We start from the raw sequence: 23,740 nt of genomic DNA, 5'->3' as shown, positions 1-23,740 counted from the left end.
GCCACAGCCTAGGGAAATCACCCTGCCCGCTGGCGGAATTCGACTGCCATTGTTCGTACACACACTGCCATTCGCATCCGTGCGACATGTTGCCGAAGCGTCAGAGTACGCCCGGCGCGTCCGACCGGTAACGCCGCGGCTTGCCCTCGCCGAGCTCGAGGAGGGTCGCCACCGCTGTCACCGCGACGGGCCGCGAGAGCAGCTGCTCCAGTGCCGCACGGATCTGCCCGGAGTCACCGCCCACCACGGTTGCGGCCACCGCCCCGTCGGCGGCCTGGTGCACGGACCAACCGCGCGCACCGCCGGCCTGCAGATGTTGGGTGAGGTCGACGCAGGGCACCAGGGTGCCGGCGGGCGCCACGAATCGGGTGGCCTCGCGGCCCTCCAGGTCGGCCAGTGCGGGGCGGCCGGCCACGTGCACGAGCCGGCCGAAGTCGCCGGTGCGATACCGCACCAGCGGAAGCAGCGGGTTCTCCCCCGCCGTGACGGTGATCTCGCCGCGCTCCCCCGCCGGCACGGGTGTGCCGGCGTCGTCGAGCACCTCCACGTGCAGCCGGCGATCCAGGATCACGAACGGCCCGCCGTCGACGCTGGCCGCGATCGGGCGGGTTTCGTGCAACCCGTAGACATCGATAACCGGGCAGGCATATGCCTGCTCGAGGTCACGGCGGAGCGGCAGGCTGAGTGCCATCGCGCCGCTGAACAGCGCCAGTGGGCGGAGCCCCGCCACCAGCTCGGGCTGCAACAGCTCGGCCAGGCTGGTGGGATTGCCGGTGATCACCTGCGGCTGCTGCGCCAACAGGAACCCGGTCCGCTGCCCGGCGTGCGGCCACTGGGACGGGTGCAGGTTCAGCCGGGCCATTGTGGCCTGGCCGAAACTGCTAATAGACGAGGTGTAGGTGAAGGCCTGGCGCTGGTGCACGACGTAGGCCAGCGCCATCCGGTCGGGGTCGGGCTGCCAGTCGATTCCCTGCTCGGTCACCAGGCGCACCAAGAGGTGGAAGGTGCGGGCGACCTCCTCGACGTCGTCGGGAATCTGTAGCGCCCGGCCGGTGGTGCCCGAACTCGAGCCCTCGATCAGGCGACCGAGGTCGGCGTCGAGCGGCACGAACGCTGAGATGTCGTCGAGCAGGTCGTCCCGGGTGAGGGTGGGCCAGCTCGCCAGGTCGCGTAGCCGATCCGCTTGGCGGCGGTAGGCCGGCAAGCGTCTGGCCGTGGCGAGGTGCTCGTCCAGCCAACCCGGCAGCGGGAGCGGTTGTTGCACCCGGTGCACGGCGTCGGCGCTCAGGCGGTCGCCGGTTTGGTGCACCCAGGCGGGGGCGAGCGGATGGTGGCGCACCCGGCGCAGTCGTTCGGCGCCGGCCGTGTCGAGGGTGGGCCAGCGTTCGGCATCGGTGAGTGCGACGGCGCCGCCCGGGGCGTATTCGGCCAGCGCGAGCGGGTCATCGGGGTCGGCGACGGCGGGTGCGGTTACGACGTTGTCGGCGCGATCACTCATGGGAGTACCGGGCCGCGGCTTCGCGGGCCCGCGCCGCCTGCAGCCGACGGGTGACCTCGAGGCGGTGTTCGTGATCGGCGAGGGTCTGCGCCAGCGCGGCGTTCTGCAGCAGCGAGTCACGCATCGAGAGCAGCGACCGGGCCGCGGCCTCGTCCTCTCCGGCGGGGAGGTGCCCGGACCAGAACAAAAAGGTCCGCGCGGCTTCGTCACGGTGCACGGCGTCGCTCACCCACTCGGCCGGATCGACCACGGCGGCCAGCCGGAAGGCCATCGCCGCCATCGCACGGTCGCGCAGCACCGGTCGCAGCGGCACCGACAACGGCCCGTGGAGGTCGTCGCTGGCCCAGAGCCAGAGCACAAGCGCGGCGGCGCGGCGGGCGGCGCTGGAACCGGTGGCCCTGGCCTGGTCGACGACGGCCAGGATCTCGCGGGCGTGCCTGTCAGCACTCGTGTCAGGAGCCGCACCGTATTCCGGTTCGAGAATATGCTCGGCGAGCCGCAGCACGGCGACATCGTCGTCGAGGAATGTCTTGGGCACGAGGGAAAGCCTGGTGCCGATTTCGGCAGCGCTGGGCCCCGGCAGGCACTGCCGCCAAGCCACGAGATCGTCTTCGGCGCGGGCGAACCAGAGCTCGAGCAGGGCTTCCCCGCCCGGTCCGGAGGCCAGGCTTTCATCGTCGGCCTGCGCCGGCGGGGCAGCAGAGGTGGCGGCTCGAGGGGAGGGTGCCGGCCGGGCCGCAGCCGGGGCGGGCCCGGCGGCGCTCGGCGGAGGGGATGCGGGCGACGGGGATGGCGGAGTGGGCGGAGCGCCGGGCGTCATCGGGATTCCGCTGCTCAGCTGCCCATCGGTCAGGCCCGCCGCCTCCGCGAGCCGGCGCCAGAACGGCACTTTGGCGTCAGCCATGGAAGCCTCCTCGGGTTCGGGCCCGGCGTGCTGCCGCGGTGGCGGGCCGCGAAGTGGCCAACCGGCGAGCCAGCCGGGCGCATGCTGCCGGGGCGTCGGTCATGTATTGGATGTATTCCACGTCGTAGCCGGCCGCGGCCGCGGGCTCGGCCACCGAATGCCGGGAGTCCTGCAGAATCAACGTGGCCGAATCCAGGGTGCGGCGCACTTGGCCGGCGACATCGGCGAACTGGGGCTGGCCGGCGCCGAACATCGACAGCAGGCCCTCATCGGACAGCACCACAACGTGCCGGCGCACCTCGATGCCGACCGTCGCCGTTGCTGCGGTGACACCGCGGTAGCGTGCGCCGTACAGGTCCAGCGGGAACACGGTGCCGCTACCGAAGTATGTGGTGAGGTCGCGCAGCGCCTCGAGGCGATCGCGGGTGAACCGTTCCCCGCCGGCCACCTGCCCGGCGGCCGAGAACGAGGTGACCCGCACCCGGCCACCGCCGCGCAGCACCGAGAGAATGAGGATGCTGCCGGCCAGCACGGCCGGGGATTCCCGGGCGGGGCTGGTCATGGAGCCGGAGGAGTCGATGTAGAGGTCGAGGTCCACGCTGATCGGCGCGACCGGGGGGATGTCGGGCAGGTACTCTCTCCGACGGGTGGTGACGCCGGGAACGATGGTGGTGCCGCGCGCCATCGAGGCCGCCCAGTCGATGTCGGCGAGGTCGTCGCCCAGCTCCCATGTCTCCAGCGCGCCGGGAATTTCCGAGCCAGACACGGCGGCGGTTCTCGAGCGTTGCAGGAGCGGGCGCACATAGCTCCGCGCCCGGGTCTGGTACCAGGCAGCGATCACGGCGTTCGCGTCGCTGTCGTGATACAGCCGCAGGGTGTTGGCCAGGCCATACCCCTGGCCGGTCGCGCCCTGGGCGCCGGCACTGGCGGCGGCCTTGAGCACCGCTCCGGCGCTGTGCGCGCGTTCGGCGAAGGCACGTGCCTTGACCACAGCCGGATGCTCGGGGGCTTCCTGCAGGCGGGCGTCGCCGAGCACGGCGACTAGGTCACCGGCGGTCGCAGCAGTGGCGCCCGATTCACCGGCGCAGAGGCCCGCGCGCACGATGCCCACCGTGCGGGTGGTCGGCGTCGGCAGGCCCGGCCGCACCAAATACGGGGCCATCAGCATGCCGAACCGGAGCGCCCCGCTCACCGGGTCGTCCCCGAACGCGCGCACGGTCTCGGCCAGCAGAGCGGAATCCAGCTCCGGATTCGTGCGAGCCAGAGCGTCGAACTCGATCTGCACCTCGAGCGAGTCCTGCTGTTCGAGCTCGTCGACGAGCCTCGTATTTCCGGCGGCGACGGCGGCGGCGATGTCGAGCTCCTTCTGCCTGGCGGCACCGCGCCTCGCGGTCTCGCGCCGCTCCGCTTCCACGTGGTCGATTTCCTCGGCGGGCGGGTCGGCCGGGCAGAGCGTGCCGGCCGGCAGCGTCCAGAGCATCTCGTAGGCGCGCAGCACCACCCACCACATCCGGTCGCTGCCGCCGCGCCAGGCCAGGACCTGCCACATCCGCACCATCTCCGGCGCGGCACCGGTCGCGTCGCGGCGGCGTTGCAGTTCGGCCACGCGCACGTTGATCAGCAGGTCCGACCACAGGTTGGAGAGCTGGTGAACCTGGTCTTCCGGCTTGGGGATGCGTTGGGCGTCCGTGGCCGCCAGCGCCCGGGCCAGCTGGTGGGCGATCTTGAGGCCGGTGATGCGGGTCGACGGCGAGAGGGCGTGGTGTCCGATCTCGTGCGCGAAGATGCTTTCCAGAAAGTCACCGACGCCCAGCCGGCTGGCCTCTGGCAGGTCGAACGTGACCTGCGGCGGAAAGGCGAACCAGGCGAACGAGGGCGCCTTCGCGTTCGGGGCCAGCTCCGGATCGTGCAGTTCGACGCCCCAGAGTCGCTGCGCGGCCAGCCAGGCCGTGCGCTGCTCCGGCGAGAGAACCGCGGGCGCGCCACGCCTCACGCTGCGACCTCCGGCAGGCGCAGGTACGCGGTGTACCCGGCGAGCTGCAGCGTCGCCCCGGGGGCGCCGGCCTCGTCCGGACTCGAGCTCGAGAGGCCCGCCTCCGCCCAGCGGGCGGCGAGCGGATGCGAGCCGGTCTCCTCGGGCACCAACCGGGTGAGAGTGTGGCCGAAGACGTCGACCGTGAGCAGCCAGGCGTCGCCGGAGCCGGTGGACTCGTCGGCGCCCGCCGGGGCGGTGCCGGAGCGGCTGGCGGCCGTGCGGATCAGGAACGTGCCCGGCCGGTCGCCGGCCAGCACGGCGACGGCCGGGGTCAGCCAGGGTCCGAACAGGCCGCGGAACCCGCCGACGACAGCGACCAGGCCACCGGCGACAAGGTCCGGCCAGCCGAACCGGCTGCCCCGCTGCAGCTCCGCGAACGCCGCCACGGAGTGCTCGGGCAGGCCGAGGGCCGCGGCGAGGGTGGGGATGCGCACGGTGTCGGTGGCCAGGGCGGCGTCGAGCCGGCGCAGCGCATCCGTGCGGAACGCGACCGCTCCGGCCCGCCAGGCGGCGAGGGTCGCGAGGGTGAGCAGATCGTCCCGGTCGCCGCCGGGCTGCGCGGCGAGGGCGCGGCCGAGGAAGTGCCGGTAGCGCGCCCCGGCCGCCGCGCCGTGCAGCGCCTCGATGCGGGAGAGGGACAGCGCCAGGTCGAGCTCGGGAACCTCGGGCAGGGGCTCGTCGGTGAGCTCCAGGCCGGCGTTGACCACGTGCAGCGGGCGCTGGGTCACCCGCTGAACCCCAGCCAGCTCACGTAATTGGTGTACCGCTGGTGCAGGTATTTGAGGGCCAGCAGGTCGTCGAAGTGCCGGCCGTAGAGCTTGCCCTGCTTGGCGATGCCGCTGATCAGGGATTCGATGCCGGTGAGCCGGGAGGCGGCCTGCGCGGAGGTGACACCGTCCAGGCCCTGGTTGAACAGGTCGAGCGCGTCACTGATGGGGTCGCTGGCGGCCAGGCCGAGGGCGGTGAACTGGCGGCGGGACTCCGCGAAGAGGTCGGCGAGCCAGCTGATCGAATCGGTGGCCAGCTCCCGGTCGGCGCCCACGTCGAACCGGGGGTGCAGCTCGTTGGGCAGCAGCTTGCCGCGCAGGGCGAACGGCAGCACAGCGGCCAGGTCGTCCAGCCCCACCACGGGCCGGCCGCGGAAGTAGGCCATGGCCTTGGCGTAGCGGATGAGGGTTTGCAGCGACCGCACTGAGAGGCTGTTGGTGGTCTGCGAGCCCAGGTCCACCTGCAGGTCGGCGCCGGAGTTGGCCTCGATCGTCTCGGCCACCTCACCGCCGCCGGTGCGCACGGTGTCCTTGGTGCGGTACTCGAACCGGCGGCCGCCCTGCTGCACGAACTCGAAGTGGCTGGCGAAGAATTCGAGCTGGCGGCGAACGGCACCGGGCAGCGGCACCGCGCGGATGGCGGCCTCGAGCAGGCGTTGTTCGTCTGGGCCGAAGACGAGTTCGGCGGGCAGGTGGTCCTCGGGCCGTTCGCCGGCCTCGACCCGGGCGACGAGCTCGTCGAAGAACCGGTTGTTGAAGCCCTGCGCGGCGACGGTGACATCCATCCGGTCACGCAACGCCTGGATCACCGGGAAGGTACCGCCGCCGGCATCGTCGTTGGCGGTGAAGAACCAGCTCTCCACCCCGGACTCCGGTGCGGTGGAGTGCATCTGATCGTGGCTCTCCACGTAACCCTCGGCCACCATGGTGAGCAGCGCCGACTGGGTCTTGGTGGGGATGCGGTTGTACTCGTCGATGATCTTCACCGGCTGGGTGAGCCAGCTCCGCCAGGCGATCTCGATCTCGGCCAGGCTGCCGGCGGTGACGAGGTCGCGCGGCAACGGCATTCCCACCAGGTCGCTCACGGTGATCTGCGGCTGGCCCTGTTGCACGTTGCGGCGCACCTCGCGCGGGCTCGACCCGGCGAGCACGCCCATCAGGATGGCCAGGGTGGTCTTGCCGCGGCCCGGCCCGCCCACCAGCAGGCACCGGCCGCCAACAGCGAAGGTGAGCAGCGGCAGCAGCACGTTCGACGAGTAGGACTGGTCGGTGGGCAGGTTCAGTTCGGCGCCGGCGTCGCCGAGGGCGAACGTGACGGGCGAGCCGGCGGAGAACTCGACGTCGTAGAACGGTGAGATCACGGCGCGGTTGACCAGCCAGAAGTAGGCCTGCCGGAGCTTCTCATCCAGGGCAGTATCGGCCACGGCGGGCGCCTCGGTGAAGAGGTCCTCCGCGGTCAGCTCTTCCGGCAGGGTGGCGCCGTTCGTGCGCGTCGGTGATGCGGATACCTTGTTCCAACGATTCCCCTGCGCCATGGTTGGCAGCCTATCGGGCGGGCTGCGCCGAGCGGGAGAGGGCCGCCTGCTGTTCCAGCGGCAGGGCGAAGCTGAAGCGGCCGGCGAGCATGCGGTCGATGGCGACGGATGCCTGGGCCACCCGGTCGGGCACCGACCCGGTGGTCTCGAGCCAGGGCACCGGCTGGGCGGCGAGGGTGTCGCGGAAGCGCTGCTGCATGGCGTGCCTGATGTGCTCACCGTCGCGCAGGCCGTCCTGCACGAACGGGATCTCGTCGCCGGTGAGCAGGTACAGCGCCGGCGGATGCGCGGCGGCCCGCGCCAGCAGATGCGCCGGGGCCGGCCCCACATAGCGGTCGTGCCAGAGGGTGGTGGCGAGCACGTCGGTGTCGCAGATCAACAGTGGGCGGGGCACCCGGCGCAGCGCGGCGGCCTCCCAGCCGATCTGCCGGTCCACGATGAGGTCGAACTCGTCGCTGCGCCAGGCGGTCTCCAGGCCGCCGGCGCGCGTTTCGCTGTGTTCGCGGCCGTATTCCGGCACCCACTCGGTGCCGTAGTGAGCGGCGAGCGCCTCAGCGAGGGTGGTGGAGCCGGTCGACTCGGCGCCGAGCACAACCACCCGCGGAGTCAACCAGGCACGCACGGCGGGGGCGAGCGCCCACCAGTGCCCGGGCACATCCGCCCGGATCGCGGTGCCGGAGACCGGCGTGTGCCGGCGGCCCGGGTCGACCTGCACCCATTCGGCGCCGAGACGGGCGGCGAGCTCGGCGCCGTAGGCGTCGCTGGAGAACACGGCGTCGACCGGCGCGTCGAGCAGCGCCCGGATCGGCACCATGTGCTCCTCCCAGGCGTCGGCGGAGTCGAAATCGACCGGGGCGTCGTCGATGGCGCTCACGACGCGGGCGGTGGGGTGCTCCTCGCGGAGCCATTCCTCGCGCACGCTCAGCGGAATGGATTCCTGGCTCGCGCCGAGCAGTTGCACGGTGACCCGGTCGGAGCGGCTGAGCGCCGTGCGGATCAGGTTGGAGTGCCCGGCGTGCAGCGGGTAGAACTTGCCCAGCACCAGGCCGTGCCGGAAGTGCCGGTCAGGGGTTGTCTCAGGCACCGGTGGCGGCACCAGAGAGCGAGGCGGGGTGGCCGGCGGCGGCCGAGTCGGCCGCCGGGCCGGCGGTCTGGCCCTGCCGGGCCCGGGCGCGGGCCCAGCCGCGGTAGCCGATCACGCACAGGCCGATGAAGAGCAGGTAGAGCGCCGCGGTGATGTTCAGCCCCTTATAGAGGAACAGCCCTACGTAGGTCACGTCGACCGCGATCCAGACGAACCAGTTCTCCAGCCAGCGCCGGTTGAGCATGTACTGCGCGATCAGGCTGACCGAGGTGGTGGCGGCATCCGCGATCTCGGTGGTGGAGTCGGTGTAGGAGTGCAGGGCGAAGGCGATGATCGCCGTGCCGGCCACGGCGGCCAGGGCCAGCGGCAGGATGGTGCGGCGGGGCATCCGGGTTATCAGGGCGCGGGAGTCCGCGGCCCGGTGCCGGGACCAGCCCAACCACCCCATCACGCCGAGCACCAGGTAGACGATCTGCAGGCCGAGGTCGGCGTAGAGCGCGGCGCCGAAGAACAGCACGATGAACACCAGGTTGTTCGCGATGCCGATCGGGAAGTTCCAGATGTTGCGCCGCGCGGCCAGCCACACACACGCCGCCCCGGTGCCGAAACCCAGAACCTCGGTCCAGTTGTCTACCAGCCATTCCCCCATGCCCCGAGTCTAAGAGGCGCCGACCCGCCCCCTCCGCAGCCAACTGTCGCCGCATCGGACGATTGCGCCCAGTGCGCCGGACGCAATTGTCCGATTCGGGAACAGAACCGGCGCATTCTGGTTGAAACATGGGTACCTCATACTGGGGATCGCACCCGCGCCCGTTCCGTTAGGACCCTGATGACCGACCCCGCCGTCGCCACCACCACCGCCCCCACCGCTGCCGTGCCCAATACGGCACCGGATGCCGCCGGCACCAAGCTCGTCATCTCGCTTCTGCTGGTGTCGGCGTTTGTGGTCATCCTGAACGAGACGATCATGGGTGTGGCCCTGCCGCACCTCATGGTCGACCTGTCGATCACGGCCAGCGCCGCCCAGTGGCTGACCACCGCGTTCATGCTCACCATGGCCGTGGTCATCCCCATCACCGGCTTCCTGCTGCAGCGCTTCAACACCCGCCCGGTCTTCCTGGCGGCAATGACGCTGTTCAGCCTCGGCACCCTGATCGCGGCCATCGCGCCCGGCTTCGAGGTGCTCATCGTGGGCCGGGTGGTGCAGGCCATGGGCACCGCGATCATGATGCCGCTTCTGATGACCACGGTGATGACCCTGGTCGCACCGGCCGCGCGCGGCAAGACCATGGGCAACATCTCCATCGTCATCTCGGTCGCCCCGGCGATCGGTCCCACCATCTCCGGCCTCATCCTCAGCGTGCTCGATTGGCGCTGGATGTTCATCCTGGTGCTGCCCATCGCGCTCGGCTCGCTCGCCCTCGGTGCCGCACGCATCAAGAACGTCACCACACCCACCAAGGTGCCGCTCGACGTCGTCTCGGTGATCCTCTCCGCGTTCGGCTTCGGCGGGCTCGTCTACGGCCTGAGCAACCTCGGCGAATCGGCCACGGGCAGCGCCGCGGCCGGCCTGGTTCCGTTGGGCATCGGCCTTGTGGCGATCGGCCTGTTCGTCTGGCGCCAGCTCGCCCTGCAGCGCAGGGACCGGGCCCTGCTCGACCTGCGCACCTTCGTCTCGCGCACGTTCAGCCTGTCGATCGTGATGCTCGTGGTGAGCATGATGGCGCTGTTCGGCACCCTGATCCTGCTGCCGATCTACATGCAGAACGTGCTGGGCCTGGATGCGCTCACCACCGGTCTGCTGCTGCTGCCCGGCGGTCTCACTATGGGGCTGCTCTCTCCCTTCGTCGGCCGGTTCTACGACAGGTTCGGCCCGACCGTGCTGCTCGTGCCCGGTGCGATCATCGTGAGCGGCGCGTTCTGGTTCATGACCATGCTCACCGCCAGCACCCCGTTCTGGTGGGTGCTCGTGGCGCACGTCGCACTGAGCTTCGGCCTGGCCTTCCTGTTCACGCCGCTGTTCACCTCCGCCCTGGCGTCGCTCCGGCCGGGGCTCTACTCGCACGGCAGCGCCGTCGTCGGCACCGCCCAGCAGCTCGCCGGCGCGGCCGGCACGGCGCTGTTCATCACCGTGATGTCCTCCACCGCGGCCACGCAGATGGCCGCCGGCGCCGGCGAAGTCGCCGCAACGGCCACGGGCATCCAGGCCGCGTTCCTCTACGGCGCGATCATCTCCCTGTTCGCCATCCCGCTGGCCTTCTTCATCCGCAAGCCCGCGGTCTCGGTCACCGACGGGCACGACGCTCCGCTGATGGCGCACTGACCGTTCACCACCGGCCGCGGGCTTTGGCTCAGGGCAGGCTCGCGGTGCCCAGCGGGATGACCAGCGGGCAGCCGGCGACGGGGTCGTCGATCACGCGGCAGCGCAAGCCGAACACCTCCTCGACCAGCTCCTCGGTGACCAGTTCGCGCGGGGTGCCTTCGGCCACGACACGGCCGTCCTTCATCGCGATCAGGTGGGTGGCGTACCGGGCGGCGTGATTCAGGTCGTGCAGCACGGCCACCAGCGTGCGGCCCTGGGAGTGCAGGTGCCGGAACAGCTCGAGCAGCTCGATCTGGTGGGCGATGTCGAGGAACGTGGTGGGCTCATCCAGCAGCAGGATCGGTGTCTCCTGTGCCAGGGCCATCGCCACCCACACGCGTTGCCGCTGGCCGCCCGACAACTCGTCGACCGGACGCACGGACAGGGCGGTGGTGCTCGTGGCGGCGAGTGCGCCCGTGACGGCCCGCTCGTCGGCGAGCGACCACTGCCGGATCAGCTTCTGATGCGGGTAGCGGCCGCGGGCCACGAGGTCGAAAACCGTGATGCCGTCGGGTGCGACTGAGGTCTGCGGCAGCAGCCCCACTTCGCGGGCGAGCTCCTTACCGCCGAAGGTGGTGATCGAGCGGCCGTCCAGCAGCACCTGGCCGGCGCTGGGGCGCAGCAGCCGGGCGAGTCCGCGCAGCAGGGTGGACTTGCCGCAGGCGTTCGGTCCCACGATCACGGTGAATGAGCCATCCGGAATCTGCACCGAGAGGTGCTCGCTGATCGGCCGTTTGTCGTAGCCGATGGTGACGTCGTCGGCACGCAACCGGGAGTCGGGGTGCGCGGGCGGGGTCACGGGCATGCTGCAGGTCCTTTCGGGAACTGTCATTGTCGGCGGCCCTCACGGATGAGCAGCCAGACGAAGTAGGCGCCACCGACGATGACCGTCATCACCCCGACCGGGAGTTGGGTGGGGGCGAAGGCGCGCTGGGCGACGAGGTCGGAAGCGAGCAGCAGCAGCGCACCGGCGACCGCGGCCGGGAGCAGGGCCAGCGTCGCCGTGCCGGTGAGACGCCGGGAGATCTGCGGTGCGACCAGCGCGATGAACGCGATCGGCCCAGCCGCGGCGGTGGCGATCGCCACCAGCACGATGCCCCACATCAGGGAACTCAGACGCACCATCTCGGCCCGCACGCCCAGGGCCCTGGCGGCATCGTCGCCGAGTTCGAGCTGCCGCAGGGCCGGCGCGTGGGCGAGAAGCACCGGCGAGACGACCAGGAGCAAGCCGAGCACGGGCCAGAGCTGGTCATAGCCCAGGCCGTTCAGGGATCCGCTGCCCCAAACCGCGGCCTGCATCGCGTCGACGACGTTCGCCCGGGTGACGAGCCAGCTGTTCACGGATGCGAGAGTGGCGGAGACGCCGATGCCCACGATGATGAGCCGGAAGCCCTGGATGCCACGCCGGTAGGCGAGCGCATAGACAAGCGCCGCAGTGGCCAGGCCACCGCCGACCGCTCCCGCCGCGGTCTGGAGGTACCCGCCGCCGAAGAGCAGGATCACGACGAGTCCGCCGGTGTACGCCCCGGTCGAGAAGCCGATGATGTCCGGGCTGCCGAGCGGGTTGCGGGTGAGGGATTGGAACACCGCGCCGCTCATGCCCAGCGCCGCCCCGATCGCGATGCCCAGCAGCGCCCGCGGCAGCCGCCACTCGCCGACGACCAGCCGGGACTGCGGCGTTCCTCCGCCGGTGAGCGTCTTGATCACGTCGGCCAGCGGAATGTTGTAGTCGCCGACGCTCAGGGCGACCAGGAACACGGCCACGGTGGCGAGGCTCAAGGCCAGGCACACCAGCACCAACCGCACGTCGACGCGCAGCGAGAACCCGGGCAGCGCGCGGCGGAGCGTCGAGCGGTGGTGTGGCGCCTGGAACTCAGGCGAACGCAGAACAAACGACGCGCGCCCGCTGCCGTCGTCGGGCGTCACAGGCCGGTGATCTTTCTGCGCCGGGCCAGGAACACCAGCACGGGCGCGCCGATGAACGCCGTCACGATGCCGACCTGCATCTCCTGCGGTGGCATCACGACCCGGCCGACCACATCCGCTGCCAGCACCAGGATGGGCGCGCAGACCGCCGTGTAGAGCAGGATCCAACGCTGGTCGGGGCCGACGAACCAGCGCACCACGTGCGGCACCATCAGCCCGACGAACCCGATCGGCCCCGCCGCGGCGGTGGCGGCCCCCGCGAGCAGGGTGACCGCCACGATCACGATGATGCGGGTGCGCAGCACGCCAGCCCCCAGCGACCGGGCGAGGTCCTCCCCCAGCGCGATGGCGTTCAGCGGCGCGGCCACCGTGGCGGCGAGCAGGAGGCCGATGAGCACGAAGGGCAGCACGGCCCACAACACGTGCTCGTCGCGGGAGGTGAGGGTGCCGGCGCCCCAGAACCGCATGCCCTCGAACACCGTGGGGTTCAGCAGCGAGATCATGCTCGACACTCCGCCCAGCAGCGCCCCGAGGGCCACGCCCACGAGGGTGAGGCGCACCGGCGTGGCTCCCGCCGGCCCGCCGGCCCCGATCACGAACACGAGCAAGGTCGCGGCGGCAGCTCCCGCGAAGGAGAACCAGACGTACCCCTGGATATCGCCGACACCGAACCAGCCGATGCCGATGGTGACGAGGAACCCGGCCCCGGCGTTGACGCCGAGGATGCCGGGGTCGGCCAGCGGATTGCGGGTGAGCGCCTGGATGAGCGCGCCCGCCACCCCCAACGCCGCTCCGACGACGGCGCCCACGAAGGCTCTCGGCAGGCGGAGCCCCACGATGATCTCGTGCACCTCACCGCCGCCGTGCCCCTCGACGGCGTCGACGAGGGCACGCCACACCTCGGCCGGCGGGATGTAGCGCGCGCCGACGGCCAGGCTGCCGATCATGGACAGCGCGAGGACCACCAGCAGGGCGACCAGCACGGTCGTCCGTACTCCGGTGCCGCGCGCCAGGGGCGTGCGTACCGGAGTACTGCTGATGGTCTCGGTCACCGGCGCGGCTCGGGGGAACCTCAGCTGGCGGACGCGGGGATCAGCACGGTCTCTTCGACAGCACCCAACCACTCCAGCGCGGTGCCGTAGTCGGTCACGCTCGACCAGACGCCGTAGACCTGACCGGACTGGGCGGCGGGAAGGGCGGTGAACAGCGGCGTCTGCAGCGTGCCGGTCAGCGAGTCGGAGAGCTCACCCATCGGGTCTGCACCCGTCACGATGATCTCGGCTCCGCCGAGCACGGTGGTGGTCAGCTCGGGCGAGATGTACATCCAGCCCTTGTCGCCCTCTTCTTCCTCGGGGATGCTCGACGCCGGCGTGGCGCCCAGGTCGTCGAAGAACAGTGCGCCCACGGATCCGCCGGGGTAGAGCACGGAGAAGCCGCCCTCCACGTCGCCGTCGCCGATCGCGGCCCACGGGCGCGCGAGAACATCGGCGTAGTCACCCTGAACCCGGGCGAGCTCGTCGTCATAGCTCTGCTTGGCACTGTCGAAGACATCTGCCTGGCCGACGGCGTCGGCGATACCGGCACCGATGGCCCGCCAGTCGCCGCGGTACTCGCCCTCGAAGATCGCGGTCGGAGCGATCTTGGACAGCTCGGTGAAGGTCGCTTCGTCGATCTCGAGCACGTCGCCCACGATGAGGTCGGGTTCGGCCGCCATGACGGCCTCGATGTTGAGTTCGAAGAATGCGCCGACGGTGTCGGTGTCGGCGATCAGCTCCTGCTGCGAGGCCGTGAACGACTCGGCGTAGGCCGAGTAGTCCTGCATCGCCACGGGAGTGACGCCGACCGCGGCAAGCTGCCACGGGGTGTCGTAGGAGACCGCGACGACGCGCTGCGCGTCGGCGGGAACCTCGACGTCGCCGTAGGCCGTGGCCACGGTGCGGGTGTCGTCGTCCGCGGCGGTGCCGGCGTCGCCGGCGTCAGCGGAGCAGGCGGTCAGGCCGACGAGGAGCGCAGCGAGCGCGAGGGGGGCGGCGAGTCGGAAGCGCGGGGAAGGACGGGTCATGGTTGTCTTTCTCGGAGGCGTGAGTTAGGTAAGGCATACCTACCTAAGAGATCGTAACCACGTCGCCATCCAGGTGGGTGGACAATTCATACTGTTTTGTTGACAGATCGTCACCGGGTGCCGGCGTCGCCCTCGAGTCCGGCCGCGCCGAAGGAACGGAAGTAGGCGGCAGGAGTGTGGCCGGTGGTCTGGCGGAAGAGCTGGATGAAGGTGCTCGCGTTGGTGTAGCCGAGATCCCGGGCGACCGACACCACCGACCGGCCCGCGGCGATGCTGATCAGGGCGCGGCGCATCCGCACCGTGATGCGCCACTGGGTGAGGCTCGACCCGGTTTCGCGTTCGAAGCGGCGGTTGATGGTGCGCCCGCTCACCCCGAGCCGGCTGCCCCAGTCCGCACTCGTGCCGCTGTCGGCCGGGTTGCGCAGGATTTCTTCGGCGACCGCGCGCAGCACCGGGTCGGTGGGCAGGTGCACATCGAGCGACGCCGACCGCACCGGGGCGAGCAGGTCGACGATGAGCTGTTGGATGCGCAGGCGCACGGCGTCGTCGAGCATCGCCGACTTGTTCGTGAGCAGCAGCTCGCGCAGCAGGGTGGTGAGCCCGATGCCGGTCGTACCGGACCAGGGCACCGAGACCCGGTCCCTGGCGAAGTAGGTCACGTAGAAGAGGGTGCCCGGCTCCGCCGTCACGTGGTGGGTCATGCCCGCCGGAATCCAGATGCCGAGCCCCATCGGGGTGACCCAGAGACGCCCGTCGGCCTCGACCGTGAGCACTCCGCTGTCGGAGAAGATGAGTTCGTGTTCGTCATGCACGCCGTCGGCCCAGCGCTCCCCCGAGGTGCTGGTGATGGCCTGGGTGGTGAGCAACCACGGCTCACCGGTCAGGGCGGTCCGCACCTCGTCCAGCGGGCTGTCCGGGTGCTCGCCCAGCACCGAAGTGGCCCACAGCGTCTCGATCATCTGTCCAGTTCCCTGCATGGCGTCTGATCATAGTGGGATTAGTCACGGCGCCGTGCGACTCGTTCTGGGGGCGTCCAGACCGGCGTTCCGGCCGATCGGCAACAGAACGTTAACACGGAGGCATCCCCCAGGACAGGTCCAAGTTCTAGGATCGAGATGCATGATTGCGCCTCCCAGACCTCGAGGCGTGTCCCGGTACGAATTTCGTGATCTGCAGAGCTAGTGACAAGCTCGACTACCCGGTTTTAGCCATCTTCTTTAGCAACTACCAAGCAGGGCTCCATATTGACTTCCCCCCACTCCCCACTGTCCCCCGCTGAGACTCGCGACCGGATTTTGGGCGCGCGCGGCGTGCTCTTCGATCTGGACGGCGTGCTCACCCCCACCGCCGAAGTGCACATGAGCGCCTGGTCGCGCCTGTTCACCCCTTTCCTCGCCGCACAGGACGTGAAACCGTATTCAGACGCCGACTACTTCGGCTACATCGACGGCAAGCCGCGCTACGACGGCGTGCGCTCCCTGCTGGCCTCCCGCGGCCTCTCCCTGCCCGACGGCGACCCGACGGATGGACCGGAGCTCGAAACCGTGTGCGGCCTCGGCAACCGCAAGAACAAGGCATTCAACGAGACCCTCGCCGAAGACGGCGTCAGCCCGTACCCCGGCTCGCTACGCTTCCTCGACGCTGTCGTCGCGGCCGGCCTGCAGGTCGCCGTGGTCACCAGCTCGCTGAACGGTGAGATGGTGCTCACCGCGGCTGGCCTCCGCGACCGGTTCGAGATCGTCGTCGACGGCGTGCGCGCCCGGGCCGAGAAACTCGCCGGCAAGCCCGCCCCGGACACCTACGCCTTCGGCGCGGAGCTGCTGGGTCTCACCGCGGCCGAGTGCGTGGTCGTCGAAGACGCCGAATCCGGCATCCAGTCCGGCCGGGCCGGCAACTTCGGCCTGGTGCTCGGCGTGAACCGTGGCGTGGGCGCCGAGGTGCTCTTCGAGGCCGGCGCCGACACCGTCGTCACCGACCTCGACGAACTGCTGCCCCTGGTCGACGGCACCGACCCGTCCTCCACCGAGAATTCGACCGTGAATGGAGTGCACGCATGACCATCGACGCTGCCATCCAGAACCTTTCCGACCCGCTCGACCGCAGCCGCTTCCCGCTCGACGAGTGGGCGTTGGTGGAGACCGACTTCTCCGGCGACGACATGGGCCGCACCGAGACCCTGTTCGCCGTCGGCAACGGCTACCTCGGCCTCCGCGGCAACGTCGACGAGGGCCGCGACGGCCACGTGCACGGCACCTTCATCAACGGGTTCCACGAGACCTGGCCCATCCGGCACGCCGAGGAGGCCTTCGGGTTCGCCCGGGTCGGCCAGACGATCGTCAACGCGCCGGATGCGAAGATCATCCGCATCTACGTCGACGACGAGCCACTCGTGCTCACCCTCGCCGAACTGCTCAGCTACGAACGCCGGCTCGACTTCGCCGACGGCATCCTGTCGCGGTCGCTGGTCTGGCGCACCCCGTCGGGCAAGCAGGTGCTGATTCGCTCGCGCCGCATGGTGTCGTTCACCGAACGCCACCTCGCCGTGCTCGAATACGAGGTCACCATGCTCGACTCCGACGCGTCGGTCGTCATCTCCAGCCAGACCCTCAACCGGCAGGACGGCATCGGCGAGTACGACCGGCCCAAGTCGGGCTCGACCAACGATTGGGACCCCCGCCGGGCCGAGTCGTTCACCGACCGGGTGCTGCAGCCGCGGTTCAAGCGCGCCTCCAACGGCCGCTACATCCTCGGCTTCCGCTGCACCAACTCCGGCATGACCATAGCCACGGCGTCCGACCACTCGATCGACACGATCAACGAGTTCGACGAGTCCTCGCAGCTCGGTGACGACCTGGCCAAGCACGTCTACAAGGTGAAGGCCAAGATGGGCAACCCCATCCGCATCACCAAGACGCTGAGTTACCACACCTCCGCCGGCGTACCGACGCACGAGCTCGCCGACCGCTGCGACCGCACCCTCGACCGGGCCCGTGAGACCGGCGTCGCGGCCATCATCCAGGAGCAGCGCGACTGGCTCGACGCGTTCTGGGCCCGCACGGACGTCGAACTGCCCGGCCAGCCGGCGCTGCAGCAGGCCACCCGGTGGAACTTCTTCCAGCTGGCCCAGGCGTCGATGCGCGCCGACGGCCAGGGTGTCTCGGCCAAGGGGGTGTCCGGTTCCGGTTACGGCGGGCACTACTTCTGGGACACCGAGGTCTACGTGCTGCCGTTCCTCACCTACACCTCGCCGAACGCGGCGCGGAATGCGCTGCGGTTCCGGCACGGCATGCTCGACCACGCCCGTGCCCGCGCCACCGAGCTCAACCAGCTCGGCGCGCTGTTCCCCTGGCGCACAATCAACGGCCTGGAATCCAGCGCCTATTACGCGGCCGGTACGGCCCAGTACCACATCGACGCCGACATCTCCTATGCGCTCAGTCAGTACGTCGCGGCCACCGGCGATGAGGACTTCCTCGCCCGCGAGGCCATCGACATTCTGGTGGAGACCGCTCGAATGTGGGCTGACCTGGGGTTCTGGCGCGGCAACGGCAACGATGTCTTCCACATCCACGGCGTCACCGGACCCGACGAGTACACCACTGTCGTCAACGACAACCTGTACACGAACATCATGGCGCGCTCGAACCTGCGCGCCGCGGTGAAGAGCGTGCGCCGGCTGCTCTCGGTGGACCGGGCGTCGTTCGACGCCATGGCCTCCCGTCTGAAGCTCGACGAGGCCGAGGTGATGGAGTGGTCCTTCGCCGCCGAGGCGATGCACATCCCGTTCGACCGCAACCTCGGCATCCACCCGCAGGACGCCCAGTTCCTGGAGAAGGAACGCTGGGACCTCGAGCAGACCCCGCCGGAGAACCGGCCGCTGCTGCTGCACTACCACCCGCTGGTGATCTACCGTTTCCAGGTGCTCAAGCAGGCCGACGTGGTGCTGGCGCTGCTCTTGCAGGGCGACCAGTTCACCCCGGAAGAGAAACGGGCCGACTTCGACTACTACGACCCGCTGACCACGGGCGACTCAACGCTCTCGGACGTGGTGCAGTCGATCATCGCCGCCGAGGTGGGCTACCACGAGCTCGCGCTCAAGTACTTCACCTCCGGCCTGTTCGTCGACCTCGCCGACCTGCACCACAACGCGGCCGACGGTGTGCACGTCGCATCCGCCGGTGGCGTGTGGAGCGCGCTGGTCTACGGTTTCGGCGGCCTGCGCGACCACAGCGGTCGCATCACGCTCGACCCACGCCTGCCAGAGGACTGGGACGAACTGGTCTTCCGCGTCACTCTCAAGGGCTCACGCCTGCGGGTGGCGGTGTCGCAGACCAACGTGCACCTCAGCATCGAAGAAGGCACAGAGGCCAGGCTCACCGTGCGTGGCCTGCAGGTCGTCGTGACGGCCGGCATGCCAGAGGTCATTCCGCTCTCGCACCAGGGCGCCCGTGACCCCGGCGCACCCACGACGGCGCTCATCGAGAGCAGCCGGCGCGCGGACGGCACCGTGATCACCTCGTCGATCCCCACGATCGCGCACATCACCGAGCAGATGCCCACGCTCGACTAGCGTTCGCACCGGCCAGGGCCGCGCCTCCCCTCCTGCATCAGCGGCGGGCGGATGCGCGGCCCTCCGTCGTTCCCCGCCGTGCGGCCCTGCTACGGTGAGGCCACCGATTTCATCGTGGCCCCTGGCCACCCGTCGCGAGGAGCCCCATGACCTCCCAGGCCTACCTGGACACGATCAAGGCGAAGACCGGCCTCGGCCCGGAGGACTTCCGGGTGGCCGCTGCGGCGAAGGGCCTGCTCGGGACCGACGTGAAGACCGCCGACATCGTCGCCTGGCTCAAAGCCGACTACGGCCTCGGCACCGGCCACTCGATGGCCTTGGTCTCCGCCCTGGGCCAGGTCGCCGGCCAGCGCCTGCCGGTGGAGGAGAAGATCAACGCCCAGTTCAGCGGCGCCAAGGCGCACTGGCGGGGCACCTATGAACGGCTGCTCGCTGCCGCCCGTGAACTCGGCGAGGTGAATCTCGCGCCCACCAACAGCTACATCAGCCTGCTCAAGGGCACCGGCAAGTTCGCGATCGTGCAGGTCACCGCCGGCCGGCTCGACCTCGGCCTCAAACTGCCCCGGGTGGAGGGGGCAGACGTGCTGGAGGCATCCGGCAGCTGGAACAGCATGGTCACCCACCGGGTGCGCCTGGCCGACCCGGCCGACCTCACCCCGGAGGTGCTCGCCTGGCTGCGCCGCGCCTACGAGATCGCCTGACCCGCCCCGCTCACCCCGCCGGTGCGTGACGCCGGGCCGCCGGTCGAGCCCGTCGAGACCCCGTCACCTCCCCCGCATCCTCAACCGCCAGTCCGCTGGTCCGCTGGTCCGCTGGTCGAGCTTGTCGAGACCCGTGACTTCCCTCGCATCCTCAACCGCCGGCGATAGGGTGAGTACCCCTCACCAAGGAGATCACCCCGTGGATTCCGACACCGTCGTCGCCCCCGTTCCGCCCACCGTCGCCGCTCGCACCATCCGCGGCGCCGTGCTCCGCAGCACCGGTGCCGCCCGCCCCTACGCCACCTCGCGGCCACTCGAAATCCTCGACCTCCACCTCGACGGTCCCGGCGCCGGCGAGATCCTGGTGAGGATCGAGGCCGCCGGGCTCTGCCACTCCGACCTCTCGGTGGTCAACGGCAGCCGGGTGCGTCCCACCCCGATGCTGCTCGGCCATGAGGCCGCCGGCCGGGTGGTGCAACTGGGCGCCGGAGTGACCGACCTCGAGGTGGGCCAGCGGGTCGTGATGGCCTTCCTGCCCCGTTGCGGCGAGTGCGCCGGCTGCCTCACCGGCGGCAAGCTGCCCTGCCTGCCCGGCAGTGCCGCCAATAATGCCGGATCCCTGCTCGGCGGGGCCCGCCGGCTCAGCATCGACGGCGAACCCGTGCACCACCACCTCGGCGTCTCCGCCTTCGCCGATCACGCGGTGGTCAACCGGTTCTCGGTCGTGCCGGTGGACGACGACGTGCCGCCCGACATCGCCGCGGTCCTCGGCTGCGCGGTGCTCACCGGCGGAGGCGCGGTGATCAACGCCGGCAAGCCCGGCCCCACCGACACCGTGGCGATCGTCGGCCTGGGCGGTGTGGGCATGGCCGCCCTGATCACGGCTCTGTCGCTCGATGTGGCCGGAGTGGTCGGCATCGACTCCGTGGCGGCGAAGCTCGAGCAGGCGCTCGAGCTGGGCGCCGATTCGGTCTACACCCCGGACCAGGCCCTGGAGCAGGGGGTGCGGGCGAACGTCGTGATCGAGGCGGTGGGGCATCCGCGTGCCTTCGAGACTGCGGTGCTCGTCACCGCCGCCGGCGGCACGACTGTCACGGTGGGGCTTCCCGCCGCCGACCAGCTCGCTGCGGTGTCCCCGCTCACGATCACCGCCGAGGCGCGCACTATCATCGGCAGTTACCTCGGCTCGGCGGTACCCGCCCGCGACATCCCGTTCTATGCCCAGCTCTGGCGGGAGGGCAAACTGCCGGTGGAGAGCCTCATCTCCAGCCACATCCGCCTCGACGACATCAACGAGGGCATGGACACCCTGGCCGACGGCAACGCGGTGCGTCAGATCATCATCTTCGACTGACCCTGCCTCGCGTCTTCGCGCGGCCTGTCCGCGGCCTAGACCGGGGTGACGAGTGTGCCGTCGGCCTGGAAGCTGCGCATGTTCTCGATCGTGAGGTCGGCCATGGCCCGGCGGGTCTCGTGCGTTCCGCTGGCGATGTGCGGCAGCAGCACCACGTTCTTCAGGCCGAGCAGCGCCGCGGGCACCCGGGGCTCGTCTGCGAAGACGTCCAGCCCGGCACCGGCAATCCGGCCGGCGAGCAGAGCGTCGACCAGGGCCGGTTCGTCGACGACGGAGCCGCGGGCGATGTTCACCAGGTAGCCCCGTGGCCCCAGCGCGGTCAGCACCTCGGCGGTGATGATCCGCTCGGAGTCCGGGCCGCCCGCCGCAGCCACCACCAGGGCGTCGCAGCCGGCGGCGAGCTCGGTGATCGAGGCCGCATAGGCGTAGGGCGACCCCGGCACGGCGTTGCGGTTGTGGTACGAGATCGTGCAGCCGAAGCCTTCCAGCCGGGTCGCAATCGCGCCGCCGATCCGGCCGAGCCCGACGATCCCGATCCGGGTGCCGGAGAACCGGGTCGCGAGGGGGAAGTTACCCGCGCTCCAGCTGCCGGCCCGCAGGAAGTTGTCGGCGACGGTGATGCGGCGGAAGACGTCGAGGAGGAGAGCGAGCGCGGTATCGGCGACGCAGTCGGTGAGCACGTCGGGGGTGTTGCTCACGCCGATCCCCCGGGCCCGAGCCGCGCCGACGTCGGTGGTGTCGTAGCCGACGCCGAAATTGACGATCGCGGCAAGATTGGGCAGCGCGTCGATGAGAGCCGCATCAACGCCCACCTTGCCCGACGTGACGGCGAGCCGGATACCGGCGCCGAACTGAGCGAGGAAGGCGGCGCGGGTGCCATCGTCGGGCAGCCGGCGCGCGGCGAACTCTGCGGTGATCTCCGTCTGCAGGGCCGGCAGAAGCGGTCCCACCTGCAAGACGGCCCCGCTCAGGGGCGGCAGGTGACGGTCGTTGAGGACGGTTGCAGAGGGAGTGGTCACGCTCGAAGGTTAGGCTTCGGGGCGCGGAACCGTCCAAGACGTAATTCGAATTGATCGATACCCTGCCAGCATGAAAAGGGCTCTACACGTCAAGATCCGCATGATTCCGTGGCTGGGGAAGCACCGATTCCGCGCCGCGGGCCGCTCCGGCGGCGCTGGGAAGGCTTCCGGCTCGGCCGAGGCGGAACTCGGTCCTTGACTCGGTCCCCCGCTGCCGCACAAGCTGAACGTGTCTACGAGTCGAGACCTTAGCTTCACTTGTAGACGTGACCCGCCGGGTAGCTTCCCGGCGGCGTCTCACAATAATCCGGAGGAACCAATGTCGTCTTCTTCTTCAACCTCAGCGAACCACAAATTTCGGAGCCCGCGTTCCGGGCTCGTCGGAGCAGCCATCGCTGCCGGCTCCATGCTCATCCTCAGTTCCTGCGCAGTGGCCAACTCAGAGCCGAGCACCGGCACGACCTCAGCCGACCTGGTCCGCATCGTGCTCCCCCAGGAGCCGCCGACCCTGGAACCCTGCGAGGCGAATCTCACCTCGACCGGGGTTGTTGTGCGCTCCAACATCACCGAGCCGCTGGTGGAAAGGAACCCCACGACCGGCGACCTCGACCCGCTGCTTGCCACCGAGTGGGAAGCCACGGGCGATACCGAGTGGACCTTCACTCTGCGCGATGACGTCACCTTCTCGGACGGCACACCCTTCAACGCCGAGGCGGCAGCATTCGCCATCGACCGGGCGGTCAACTCCGACCTGGGCTGCAACGTCGAGGGTTACGTCTTCGGCGACAACGACCTCGTGGTCACCGCCGTCGACGAGACCACGCTGACCGTGAGCACCGTCACGCCAGACCCGATCCTGCCCCTGCGCCTCTCTTTCGTGGAGATCGTGCCGCCGAGCACAGACACCGCCGCCAAGGTGCGGGAGCCCGTTGGCACCGGCCCGTACAAGGTCAAGCAGTGGGATGCCGGCACCAAACTCACCCTGGAGCGCAACGACGATTACTGGGGTGACGCTCCGGCCTACGCCGAGGCCGAATACCAGTGGCGGGCGGAGGGCACCGTGCGTGCGGCCATGATCACCAGCGGTGAAGCCGACCTGGCCATGGGCCTCGGCGCCGACGACGGCGCGGGCGACCTCGGCCTGGACTACCCGAACAACGAGACCGTGGCACTCCGCCTCACCGCAGAGATCGCCCCGCTCAATGACATCCGGGTGCGCCAGGCGATCAACTACGCGATCGACAAGCAGGGCATCACCGACTCCCTGTATCAGGGCGCCCACATCCCGGCTGCCCAGCTCGTGCCGGAGGGCATCGTCGGCCACAACCCAGACCTCAAGCCCTGGGAGTTCGACGTGGCCAAGGCCAGCGCCCTTGTCGCCGAGGCCAAGGCCGACGGCGTGCCCGTTGACGAGAAGATCACCATCGTGGCCCGCAACGCCCAGTTCCCGAAGGTCTCCGAGATGAGCCAGATCCTGCAGGAGCAGCTCACCCAGGCCGGCCTCAATGTCGAACTGAAGATGGTCGACACGTCCGCCCACCTGCAGTACCAGCTGCGTCCGTTCGTCACCAACGAGGGACCGATCGCTCTACTCATCCAGCACGGCAACCAGGCCGGTGACGCCGCGTTCAGTGTCGAGCAGTACATGACGACCACCGGTGCGCAGAGCGTCTACGGCACCCCGGAGTTCGACACTCGGCTCACGGATGCCTCGGTGCTGACCGGCGACGACCGCGAGAGCGCCTACCAGGACATCTTCGAGTACCAGAACGAGGAGATCGTGCAGTTCGCCTTCATCGCCCATCAGACCGGAGTGATCGGCAAGGCCGCCGCGGTGGACTACACGCCGAACTCCTCGTCGGGTGACGAGCTGCGCCTCGCCGAGATCACGCCCGTGAGCTGAGACACCGTTTTTGTAGCCGA

At 70.0% G+C, this 23,740-nt stretch carries 19 protein-coding genes; 6 read left to right on the top strand and 13 right to left on the bottom strand.

Annotation, left to right across the window (positions count from 1 at the left end; genetic code table 11):
* Nucleotides 1–100 precede the first annotated feature (100 nt).
* The 7 genes from CTB96_RS05125 to pnuC are packed head-to-tail and all read right to left on the bottom strand — an operon-like array spanning nt 101 to nt 8,472.
* Nucleotides 101–1,498: an AMP-binding protein gene (locus CTB96_RS05125; RefSeq protein WP_110125783.1), complete on the bottom strand. Its 1,398-nt coding sequence runs from the start codon at nt 1,496–1,498 to the stop codon at nt 101–103.
* Nucleotides 1,491–2,402 (bottom strand): hypothetical protein, encoded by a 912-nt coding sequence (locus CTB96_RS05120; protein ID WP_110125782.1) that lies wholly within the window; start codon nt 2,400–2,402, stop codon nt 1,491–1,493. Before CTB96_RS05120 ends, CTB96_RS05125 begins: the two co-directional genes overlap by 8 nt.
* On the bottom strand, nt 2,395–4,395 hold the full coding sequence (locus tag CTB96_RS05115) for a DUF58 domain-containing protein (protein ID WP_181397140.1): 2,001 nt from the start codon (nt 4,393–4,395) through the stop codon (nt 2,395–2,397). Before CTB96_RS05115 ends, CTB96_RS05120 begins: the two co-directional genes overlap by 8 nt.
* Nucleotides 4,392–5,165: a hypothetical protein gene (locus tag CTB96_RS05110; RefSeq protein ID WP_110125781.1), complete on the bottom strand. Its 774-nt coding sequence runs from the start codon at nt 5,163–5,165 to the stop codon at nt 4,392–4,394. The genes CTB96_RS05115 and CTB96_RS05110 overlap by 4 nt, the downstream gene beginning before the upstream one ends.
* Nucleotides 5,162–6,739: an AAA family ATPase gene (locus CTB96_RS05105; RefSeq protein ID WP_110125780.1), complete on the bottom strand. Its 1,578-nt coding sequence runs from the start codon at nt 6,737–6,739 to the stop codon at nt 5,162–5,164. The genes CTB96_RS05110 and CTB96_RS05105 overlap by 4 nt, the downstream gene beginning before the upstream one ends.
* A 10-nt stretch (nt 6,740–6,749) precedes the next feature.
* Nucleotides 6,750–7,823 (bottom strand): AAA family ATPase, encoded by a 1,074-nt coding sequence (locus CTB96_RS05100; RefSeq protein ID WP_219993213.1) that lies wholly within the window; start codon nt 7,821–7,823, stop codon nt 6,750–6,752.
* Nucleotides 7,816–8,472: a nicotinamide riboside transporter PnuC gene (gene pnuC / locus CTB96_RS05095; RefSeq protein ID WP_110125779.1), complete on the bottom strand. Its 657-nt coding sequence runs from the start codon at nt 8,470–8,472 to the stop codon at nt 7,816–7,818. The genes CTB96_RS05100 and pnuC overlap by 8 nt, the downstream gene beginning before the upstream one ends.
* A gap of 180 nt (nt 8,473–8,652) precedes the next feature.
* On the opposite strand from pnuC, the gene CTB96_RS05090 reads away from it, so the two are divergent.
* Nucleotides 8,653–10,146, top strand: a complete 1,494-nt coding sequence (locus tag CTB96_RS05090; protein ID WP_110125778.1) for an MDR family MFS transporter — start codon at nt 8,653–8,655, stop codon at nt 10,144–10,146.
* A gap of 28 nt (nt 10,147–10,174) precedes the next feature.
* Here CTB96_RS05090 and CTB96_RS05085 read toward each other — a convergent pair whose 3' ends face one another.
* The 5 genes from CTB96_RS05085 to CTB96_RS05065 form a co-directional block, all read right to left on the bottom strand.
* A complete protein-coding gene (locus CTB96_RS05085; protein WP_219993212.1) occupies nt 10,175–10,990 on the bottom strand; it encodes an ABC transporter ATP-binding protein in 816 nt (271 codons plus the stop codon).
* 23 nt (nt 10,991–11,013) lie between these two features.
* Entirely contained in the window at nt 11,014–12,111 is a 1,098-nt protein-coding gene (locus tag CTB96_RS05080) for a FecCD family ABC transporter permease (RefSeq protein WP_248283220.1), read from the bottom strand.
* Complete coding sequence (locus CTB96_RS05075; RefSeq protein ID WP_248283219.1) at nt 12,108–13,163, bottom strand: FecCD family ABC transporter permease; 1,056 nt, start codon at nt 13,161–13,163, stop codon at nt 12,108–12,110. The genes CTB96_RS05080 and CTB96_RS05075 overlap by 4 nt, the downstream gene beginning before the upstream one ends.
* 20 nt (nt 13,164–13,183) lie before the next feature.
* Complete coding sequence (locus CTB96_RS05070) at nt 13,184–14,173, bottom strand: ABC transporter substrate-binding protein (protein WP_110125776.1); 990 nt, start codon at nt 14,171–14,173, stop codon at nt 13,184–13,186.
* 110 nt (nt 14,174–14,283) lie between these two features.
* A complete protein-coding gene (locus CTB96_RS05065) occupies nt 14,284–15,150 on the bottom strand; it encodes an AraC family transcriptional regulator (protein WP_110125775.1) in 867 nt (288 codons plus the stop codon).
* Between the two features lie 333 nt (nt 15,151–15,483).
* Between CTB96_RS05065 and CTB96_RS05060 the strand changes: the two genes are divergently transcribed.
* The 4 genes from CTB96_RS05060 (at nt 15,484) to CTB96_RS05045 (ending at nt 20,798) form a co-directional block, all read left to right on the top strand.
* Entirely contained in the window at nt 15,484–16,230 is a 747-nt protein-coding gene (locus CTB96_RS05060) for an HAD family hydrolase (protein WP_248283218.1), read from the top strand.
* A complete protein-coding gene (locus CTB96_RS05055; RefSeq protein WP_110125774.1) occupies nt 16,227–18,743 on the top strand; it encodes a glycoside hydrolase family 65 protein in 2,517 nt (838 codons plus the stop codon). The genes CTB96_RS05060 and CTB96_RS05055 overlap by 4 nt, the downstream gene beginning before the upstream one ends.
* 146 nt (nt 18,744–18,889) lie before the next feature.
* Nucleotides 18,890–19,444 carry a DUF5655 domain-containing protein gene (locus CTB96_RS05050; protein ID WP_110125773.1) on the top strand — a complete coding sequence of 185 codons (555 nt, stop codon included), beginning with the start codon at nt 18,890–18,892 and terminating at the stop codon, nt 19,442–19,444.
* A 199-nt stretch (nt 19,445–19,643) separates the two neighbouring features.
* A complete protein-coding gene (locus tag CTB96_RS05045) occupies nt 19,644–20,798 on the top strand; it encodes an alcohol dehydrogenase catalytic domain-containing protein (protein ID WP_248283217.1) in 1,155 nt (384 codons plus the stop codon).
* Between the two features lie 35 nt (nt 20,799–20,833).
* Here CTB96_RS05045 and CTB96_RS05040 read toward each other — a convergent pair whose 3' ends face one another.
* Nucleotides 20,834–21,817, bottom strand: coding sequence for a 2-hydroxyacid dehydrogenase (locus tag CTB96_RS05040; protein WP_248283216.1), 984 nt, complete (start codon nt 21,815–21,817; stop codon nt 20,834–20,836).
* Between the two features lie 406 nt (nt 21,818–22,223).
* Here CTB96_RS05040 and CTB96_RS05035 point away from each other — a divergent pair, with 406 nt between their 5' ends.
* On the top strand, nt 22,224–23,720 hold the full coding sequence (locus tag CTB96_RS05035; RefSeq protein ID WP_181397139.1) for an ABC transporter substrate-binding protein: 1,497 nt from the start codon (nt 22,224–22,226) through the stop codon (nt 23,718–23,720).
* Nucleotides 23,721–23,740: the final 20 nt, after the last annotated feature.

It is taken from the genome of Cryobacterium arcticum (assembly GCF_003185895.1).
Lineage (GTDB): Bacteria > Actinomycetota > Actinomycetes > Actinomycetales > Microbacteriaceae > Cryobacterium > Cryobacterium arcticum.
The sequence above is the reverse complement of the archived record's forward strand: the minus strand, read 5'-3'. Positions and strand labels throughout refer to the sequence as shown.

What these genes read in the sequence shown, in the direction of transcription:
- CTB96_RS05065 (WP_110125775.1), bottom strand. Translation starts at nt 15,150, where the DNA reads ATGCAGGGAACTGGACAGATGATCGAGACGCTGTGGGCCACTTCGGTG.
- pnuC (WP_110125779.1), bottom strand. Translation starts at nt 8,472, where the DNA reads ATGGGGGAATGGCTGGTAGACAACTGGACCGAGGTTCTGGGTTTCGGC.
- CTB96_RS05085 (WP_219993212.1), bottom strand. Translation starts at nt 10,990, where the DNA reads ATGCCCGTGACCCCGCCCGCGCACCCCGACTCCCGGTTGCGTGCCGAC.
- CTB96_RS05120 (WP_110125782.1), bottom strand. Translation starts at nt 2,402, where the DNA reads ATGGCTGACGCCAAAGTGCCGTTCTGGCGCCGGCTCGCGGAGGCGGCG.
- CTB96_RS05050 (WP_110125773.1), top strand. Translation starts at nt 18,890, where the DNA reads ATGACCTCCCAGGCCTACCTGGACACGATCAAGGCGAAGACCGGCCTC.
- CTB96_RS05070 (WP_110125776.1), bottom strand. Translation starts at nt 14,173, where the DNA reads ATGACCCGTCCTTCCCCGCGCTTCCGACTCGCCGCCCCCCTCGCGCTC.
- CTB96_RS05055 (WP_110125774.1), top strand. Translation starts at nt 16,227, where the DNA reads ATGACCATCGACGCTGCCATCCAGAACCTTTCCGACCCGCTCGACCGC.
- CTB96_RS05035 (WP_181397139.1), top strand. Translation starts at nt 22,224, where the DNA reads ATGCTCATCCTCAGTTCCTGCGCAGTGGCCAACTCAGAGCCGAGCACC.
- CTB96_RS05125 (WP_110125783.1), bottom strand. Translation starts at nt 1,498, where the DNA reads ATGAGTGATCGCGCCGACAACGTCGTAACCGCACCCGCCGTCGCCGAC.
- CTB96_RS05090 (WP_110125778.1), top strand. Translation starts at nt 8,653, where the DNA reads ATGACCGACCCCGCCGTCGCCACCACCACCGCCCCCACCGCTGCCGTG.
- CTB96_RS05105 (WP_110125780.1), bottom strand. Translation starts at nt 6,739, where the DNA reads ATGGCGCAGGGGAATCGTTGGAACAAGGTATCCGCATCACCGACGCGC.